Source organism: Chryseobacterium sp. 2TAF14 (genome assembly GCF_052115105.1).
Taxonomy (GTDB): Bacteria; Bacteroidota; Bacteroidia; order Flavobacteriales; family Weeksellaceae; genus Chryseobacterium.
The window spans coordinates 1-6,800 of record NZ_JBFRGA010000199.1; the positions used below are offsets into that span (position 1 = coordinate 1).

Here is a 6,800-nt window from a genome sequence, read left to right on the forward strand (position 1 = left end):
GGTTAATATAAGTGTGTTATTAACCTTGACAAGGTTTCTTGAATGTTTTTTTATACGAAAAAATAGATATCTGATCGTAAGTCTATTATCTTTCATCTATTATCTTCTATCAGCTTTTTAAATGAAAAAAATGAACAAATCTTCACTTATCAATATTATTAAATTAAAGCTCTCGGAAAAAATAAGCAACTTCGAGAAGCTGATTGCAGAAACACGGGCTTCAAGCAACGATACAAAAAGCTCAATGGGCGACAAGTATGAAACAGGAAGAGAAATGCTTCAGCAGGAAATCAATAATCTGCAGGTTCAGCTAAATGAAGTTTTGAAGCAGCAGGATTTTCTAAAAACAGTTCTACCAAAAGCATCTGATAAAGCAGAAAAAGGAGCTATCGTAAAAACTGAAAAAGGTTTGTTTTTTATTTCGGTGTCTTTAGGTGAAATTATATTTGAAAATCAAAAGCTGATCTGTATTTCTCCGGAATCTCCTTTGGCAAAAGCCATGAATGGGAAACATACAGACGATGTTTTCACACTCAATAATATGAATCAAAAAATTATTGATATTCAATAAATTTATTTAGGAAAAAACCATTGTTTCAAAAAGAAACATTTAAGAATTTATTAACTTTTCAAAACCTTGCTTTGCATAATTTTTGTTGATTTTATCATAATTAAACATCATTTATTATGAAAATTTTAGACAATAAAGTAGCATTGGTTACTGGTGCAGGTTCAGGAATCGGACTTGCAATCGCAAAATTATACGCTAAAGAAGGTGCAAAAGTAATAGTTTCTGACATCAATGAAGAACATGGAAAATCTGCAGTAGATCAAATAAAATCTGAAGGTGGAGAAGCGACTTTTGTAAAAGCCGATACTTCAAATCCTGAACAGGTAGAAGCGTTGGTAAAATCAACAGTTGAAACTTACGGAAGATTAGATATTGCATGTAACAATGCCGGAATCGGCGGTGAAGCCAATCAGACAGGAGATTACAGTCTTGACGGATGGAAAAAAGTGATTGATATTAATCTTGATGGCGTTTTCTACGGCTGTAAATACGAATTAACACAAATGGAAAAAAATGGAGGCGGAGTTATCGTAAATATTGCTTCCATTCACGGAACTGTTGCAGCGCCGCTTTCTTCAGCTTATACTTCTACAAAACACGCCGTTGTTGGTTTAACAAAAAATATCGGTGCAGAATATGGTCAGAAAAATATTCGTTGCAACGCAGTTGGTCCCGGTTATATTGATACACCTCTTTTGAATCAGTTGGATGAAGAACATAAAAAAGCATTAATTGCAAAACATCCGATGGGAAGATTAGGGAAATCGGAAGAAGTTGCAGAATTGGTTCTTTTCCTGAGCTCAGATAAATCATCTTTTATGACGGGAGGTTATTACCTTGTTGATGGAGGTTATACCGCGGTCTAAATTTTATATAGAATTAAATTTTAAAAGCATTCATTTTTTGTGAATGCTTTTTTTTGATAGAAAATTGAAATCGTATTGATATGGATAACTTTAGGTCTGAAAAGAAGATTTTAACCTTAGTTTTTTTTAAATTTGAGGGATAATTTTTCGCAATGCAAAACTACCTCGATTTACTTCAGTATATTTTAGATAACGGAACCGATAAAACCGACAGAACAGGAACGGGAACACGAAGTGTTTTTGGTTACCAGCTGCGTTACGATTTATCGAAAGGTTTTCCTTTGGTTACGACTAAAAAGGTTCATCTTAAATCTATTATTTACGAATTGCTTTGGTTCATAAAAGGTGATACCAATATAAAATATCTTACCGATAACGGAGTTTCTATCTGGAACGAATGGGCCGACGAAAACGGTGATTTAGGACCAGTTTACGGTGCACAATGGAGAAGCTGGAACGGAGCCGACGGAAAAGTAGTTGATCAGTTTTCTGAAGTGATCGATCAGATCAAAAAAAATCCTGATTCCAGAAGATTGATTGTCTCTGCATGGAACGCGGCAGAAATTCCGAATATGGCTTTGGCGCCTTGTCATGCGATGTTTCAGTTTTATGTAGCCGACGGAAAATTGTCGCTTCAGTTGTATCAAAGAAGCGCAGATGTTTTTTTGGGAGTTCCTTTTAATATTGCGAGTTATGCACTTTTATTGATGATGGTTGCGCAGGTTACAGGACTTGAAGTAGGTGATTATGTTCATACTTTTGGAGATGTTCATATTTACAATAATCATTTTGAGCAGGTTAAAAAACAGCTTTCCAGAGAGCCAAGATCTTTGCCGACAATGAAGCTTAATCCTGAAATCAAAGATATTTTCGATTTTAATTTTGAAGATTTTACTTTAGAAAATTACGATCCGCATCCGGGAATTAAAGCTCCGGTTGCAATATAAGCTACTTTGCTAGAAGAAACGCTCCAAGAAATTACCGATTTTCTTAAACATAAATGGACTCAAAGAGAGTTAGATTTTCTGCTTCACGATTATTATGCTTTTATTTCTTCATTAGATGATAGAATCATAAAACCTCGTGTTTACAAAATTTTTGACAGGAAAATTCATTATGCTTTAATTGGAAAAAAGCAGGTAACTATTTTTTTTGAATTCGAATCTGAACAGACAATAAAGGTACTTCTGTTCTGGGCTAATAAAAAGAATCCTTTATTATTAAAGAATCTCCTTAATAAAAGATAGAGTGAAGTACAACGCTTCACTTTTTTTGTAACTTTCTCACCAAAATTCCTACTTATCACGTATGAAATCATTAAAAATCACCATTGAAGAAAATACGGATGTCGAAAAATTAAAAGAACTTTTGCTTCAGGTAAAAGGTATTAATGATATTGAAATTATCGACGACGAAAATCCGGAAAGTGAACTGAAAAGAGCGTTTGCAAAAACAAAAGAACAATTAAAGAAAGGTGATTACGAAACATTAGTCAACGATATTTTTGATATTCTGATTAAAAAATAATTCAAAAAAAAATTAATTTATATAGAAAAGGATGAGAAAAGCCATTTTATCTATTGCAATACTTGGAGTTTTATTCTCCGCAAATGTATCTGCACAAACGGAAACTTCAGGAAGAGAAAAAGTTTACAGAGCAACGCATACAAAGGTTACAGAGCTTAAGCACACTAAACTTAAGGTTAATTTTGATTACCAGAAAGAACAGATGAATGGTGAAGAATGGTTAACTGCTTCTCCGTATTTCTATCCTTCCAATGAGTTGACGCTTGATGCAAAAGGAATGCTTATTCATGAAGTGGCTTTGGATAATAACGGCAAAAAATCTCCTTTAAAATATGATTATAAAGATGATGTTTTAAAGATAAATTTAGATAAAACGTATACAAGAAATCAGGATTATACGGTTTACATCAAGTATACTTCCCGTCCTAATGAAGTAAAGCAGGAGGGAAGTGCGGCTATCAATGATGCAAAAGGTCTGTATTTCATCAATGCTCAGGGAAAAGAAGCAGATAAACCGACCCAGATCTGGACTCAGGGGGAAACCGAATCTTCTTCAGCGTGGTTTCCAACAATCGATAAGCCGAATCAAAAAACGACTCAGGAAATCTTTATGACGGTTCCTGATAAATACGTTACGCTTTCCAACGGAATTTTAAAAGAATCTAAAAAAGAATCCAACAATTTAAGAACAGATCATTGGGTGATGGATAAAAGACATTCAACCTATCTTTTCTTCATGGGAGTGGGTGATTATGCCGTTGTAAAAGATAAATGGAAAAATATTCCTGTAGATTATTATATTGAAAAAGAATACGAACCCTATGCAAAGCAGATCTACGGAAATACGCCGGAAATGATCGAATTTTTCTCTAAAAAATTAGGCTACGATTATCCTTGGGCAAAATATGCGCAAATTTCGGGAAGAGATTATGTTTCCGGAGCGATGGAAAATACTACGGCAACGCTTCACGGAAGCGATATTCTTCAAAAACCGGGACAATTAATTGATGAGAACAAATGGGAAGATACGATTGCCCATGAATTATTCCATCACTGGTTTGGCGATTTGGTTACTGCAGAAAGCTGGAGCAATCTTACGGTAAACGAATCTTTTGCCAATTATTCGGAATACCTTTGGAACGAATACAAATACGGAAAAGACCAGGCTGATTACCATCAGATGGAAGATGTAAATCATTACATTCATAATCCTTCAGATTTCAAAAAAGATCTGGTAAGATTTGATTACGGTTCTCGTGAAGATGTTTTTGATCTGGTAACGTATCAGAAAGGAGGCGGAATCCTTCATATGCTGAGAAATTATTTGGGAGATGATGCATTTTTTGCAGGAATTACAGATTATCTGAAAACCAACGAATTTAAAAATGCTGAAGCGCATCAATTAAGATTATCTTTCGAAAAAGTTTCGGGTAAAGATCTAAACTGGTTCTTCAATCAATGGTATTTCGGAAGCGGAAATCCAAAGCTGAATTATACGTATGCATTCGAGCCGGTAAAAAAACAGGTTACTGTTACTATAAACCAATCTCRGGATCTGCCTTTTGAATTTCCTTTGGCAATCGATGTTTATGACAGTGGTAAACCAAAAAGATATCACGTTTGGGTAAATGCTGCAGCAAAAAATACATTTACTTTTGATGTGTCTAAAAATCCGGATCTTGTTAACATCAATGCAGACGGAGTTTTGCTGGCTGATGTTACCGAGTCTAAAACTCCTGAACAAAACTTATTGCAGTTTGCCAATTCTAAAGAGTTTAAAAGCAAATACGTCGCTTTAAATGCTATAAAAGATCAGGTTGGTAAAAATCCTGCTGCTACAAAATTATTGGCTGCTGCTATAAAAGATCCTTTCTTTAGGATAAGAATAAAAGCTTTGGAGCTTATGGATCTGAGCAATTCTGAACAGATGAAAGCTTTGGGAAATGATGTTGAAAAACTGGCTTCAAATGACCCTAAAACTTTAGTTCAGGGCGCTGCAATTGCTGCTTTGGCAAAAACGAAAGACAAAAAATATATTCCGGTTTTTGAAAAAGGCGTAAATGCGGTTTCCAATTCAGTGAAAATAAATTCTTTGGCAGCGATTGTTTCTGTTGATCCTTCAAAAGTAAATTCTTTAGCTGATAAAATTGATCTGGAAGGAGCTTCTGAAGATATGCTTACTCAATTGCTACCCATCATAGTTAAAAATAAAGTGACGTCGCAAATGGCGAATATTACTCCGATTGTTGCATTTTACCCATTTGTGAAATTCCAGAATCCGGAATTAGGAAAAGTAGCGGAAGAAGGTTATAACTGGATTATGTCTTCGGATAATTTAAAAGCTACGGAAAATATTACAAAAATTTTAGACCAAGCTAAAGGACAAATGGGAGAGAATCCGCAGGTAAAAATGATGATTACCCAAATGCTTAAAGACGGGCTTAATAAAAAAATGGAACTGCTTAAACAGAACCCACAAAAAGCATCAAGCATCAATCCGCAAATTGACGCAATCAATAAATCGATTGAAAATTTTAAGTAGAAAAATCGATATTAAAATCTTCTAAAACCACTGCATTAGTAGTGGTTTTTTTATTTTTCATAAAAGTTTATGTTTGATTATTTGATAATATAATTTAATATTTGTTATGTTTTCATAAAATATATTGTATATTTGATATTGAACTATTAATAAAAAATGATTTATGAAAACAAAACTATTCTCTGAAATTTTATCAAAACGTCTTTGCATTGCCATGGCAATTCTTGGATTTACGTTTTCGAATGCACAGATTACCACTTTTCCGTGGACAGAAACTTTTGAAGATAATTCACCAACAAGAGGTGACTGGACTCAGATCTACGAGGTAAATAACATGTCGTGGACTTTTGCTTCAACATCTTCAACAGGTAGCGTAAGTACAGCTTATGAAGGAGTGAAATTTGCAAATTATCCCGGTACGTCTCACAACTTTGATAAAACAAAATTAGTAAGTCCTGTATTAAATTTATCCGCAGTTACTAACCCAACGGTAAGTTTTTATTACATCAATAAATTGTGGAGCCCTGATCAAAACTGGTTAAGAATTTTTTACAGAACTTCTGCAACCGCAGCTTGGGTTCAGGTTGCTGAATTCCATTCTAATATTACAACCTGGACTTCTTCAGGAGCTATTGCAATTCCTTCCACAACTTATCAGATCGCTGTAGAATGTGAAACCGATTATGGATATTCTACATTAGTGGATGCATTAGTTGTTTCAGGTGCTAATTTAGGAGTAAAAGATGTGACGAAATCTGTGAGATCTTCTATCAGTTATTATCCAAACCCTACAGAAAATGTTTTGAATTACAAGAGCACCGAAAAAGTAAGCGAAATTGTGATCTATAACAGTGTTGGGCAAAAAATTCAGCATCATAAAACAGATGCAGATCAAGGTAGATTAGATGTTTCTGCATTACCAAGTGGTGTTTATATGGTTACCGGTAAAACAGCATTAGGTACTGAAACATTTAAAATGATTAAAAAGTAAAGTTAACAACCAATCAATTTATTACACTATTATGTTAAGCATCTCTAAAAGAGGTGCTTTTTTATTGAAAAAATTTGTAAGTCAGCGAAAAAAACAGACGATTCTCAGGTATTTTTCATTACATCTTTCATAAATTCGTTTAAAATTTAACGATTATGAGTTTTGGAATTGAGGCAGCGACTTACTATGTGCCTTCTTTGTATTTGGAAATTAAAGATTTAGCAGAAAAAAGAGGAATTGATCCTGCAAAATTAGAGAAAGGATTAGGTTTACATAAGATGGGTTTTCCCGATGTGCATGAAG

6 protein-coding genes are annotated in these 6,800 nt (G+C 34.1%); all 6 read left to right on the forward strand.

What is annotated here, in order from left to right; genetic code table 11:
* Nucleotides 1-130: 130 nt before the first annotated feature.
* The 6 genes from AB4Y90_RS15590 (at nucleotide 131) to AB4Y90_RS15615 (ending at nucleotide 6,497) form a co-directional block, all read left to right on the forward strand.
* The gene (locus tag AB4Y90_RS15590) at nucleotides 131-571 is read left to right on the forward strand and encodes a hypothetical protein (RefSeq protein WP_441558494.1); all 441 of its coding nucleotides are present in this window, start codon (nucleotides 131-133) and stop codon (nucleotides 569-571) included.
* Between the two features lie 116 nt (nucleotides 572-687).
* Nucleotides 688-1,437, forward strand: coding sequence for an SDR family NAD(P)-dependent oxidoreductase (locus tag AB4Y90_RS15595; RefSeq protein WP_441558496.1), 750 nt, complete (start codon nucleotides 688-690; stop codon nucleotides 1,435-1,437).
* A 152-nt stretch (nucleotides 1,438-1,589) separates the two neighbouring features.
* Complete coding sequence (locus AB4Y90_RS15600; RefSeq protein WP_441558498.1) at nucleotides 1,590-2,384, forward strand: thymidylate synthase; 795 nt, start codon at nucleotides 1,590-1,592, stop codon at nucleotides 2,382-2,384.
* Nucleotides 2,385-2,745: 361 nt separating this feature from the next.
* The gene (locus AB4Y90_RS15605; protein ID WP_441558500.1) at nucleotides 2,746-2,964 is read left to right on the forward strand and encodes a hypothetical protein; all 219 of its coding nucleotides are present in this window, start codon (nucleotides 2,746-2,748) and stop codon (nucleotides 2,962-2,964) included.
* A gap of 31 nt (nucleotides 2,965-2,995) precedes the next feature.
* On the forward strand, nucleotides 2,996-5,506 hold the full coding sequence (locus tag AB4Y90_RS15610; protein ID WP_441558502.1) for a M1 family metallopeptidase: 2,511 nt from the start codon (nucleotides 2,996-2,998) through the stop codon (nucleotides 5,504-5,506).
* A 163-nt stretch (nucleotides 5,507-5,669) separates the two neighbouring features.
* The gene (locus AB4Y90_RS15615; RefSeq protein ID WP_441558504.1) at nucleotides 5,670-6,497 is read left to right on the forward strand and encodes a T9SS type A sorting domain-containing protein; all 828 of its coding nucleotides are present in this window, start codon (nucleotides 5,670-5,672) and stop codon (nucleotides 6,495-6,497) included.
* The last annotated feature ends 303 nt before the right edge of the window (nucleotides 6,498-6,800 follow it).

Excerpts from the sequence above, each read along its gene's own strand:
- AB4Y90_RS15595 (WP_441558496.1), top strand. The coding sequence starts at position 688 with ATGAAAATTTTAGACAATAAAGTAGCATTGGTTACTGGTGCAGGTTCA.
- AB4Y90_RS15600 (WP_441558498.1), top strand. The coding sequence starts at position 1,590 with ATGCAAAACTACCTCGATTTACTTCAGTATATTTTAGATAACGGAACC.
- AB4Y90_RS15615 (WP_441558504.1), top strand. The coding sequence starts at position 5,670 with ATGAAAACAAAACTATTCTCTGAAATTTTATCAAAACGTCTTTGCATT.
- AB4Y90_RS15605 (WP_441558500.1), top strand. The coding sequence starts at position 2,746 with ATGAAATCATTAAAAATCACCATTGAAGAAAATACGGATGTCGAAAAA.
- AB4Y90_RS15590 (WP_441558494.1), top strand. The coding sequence starts at position 131 with ATGAACAAATCTTCACTTATCAATATTATTAAATTAAAGCTCTCGGAA.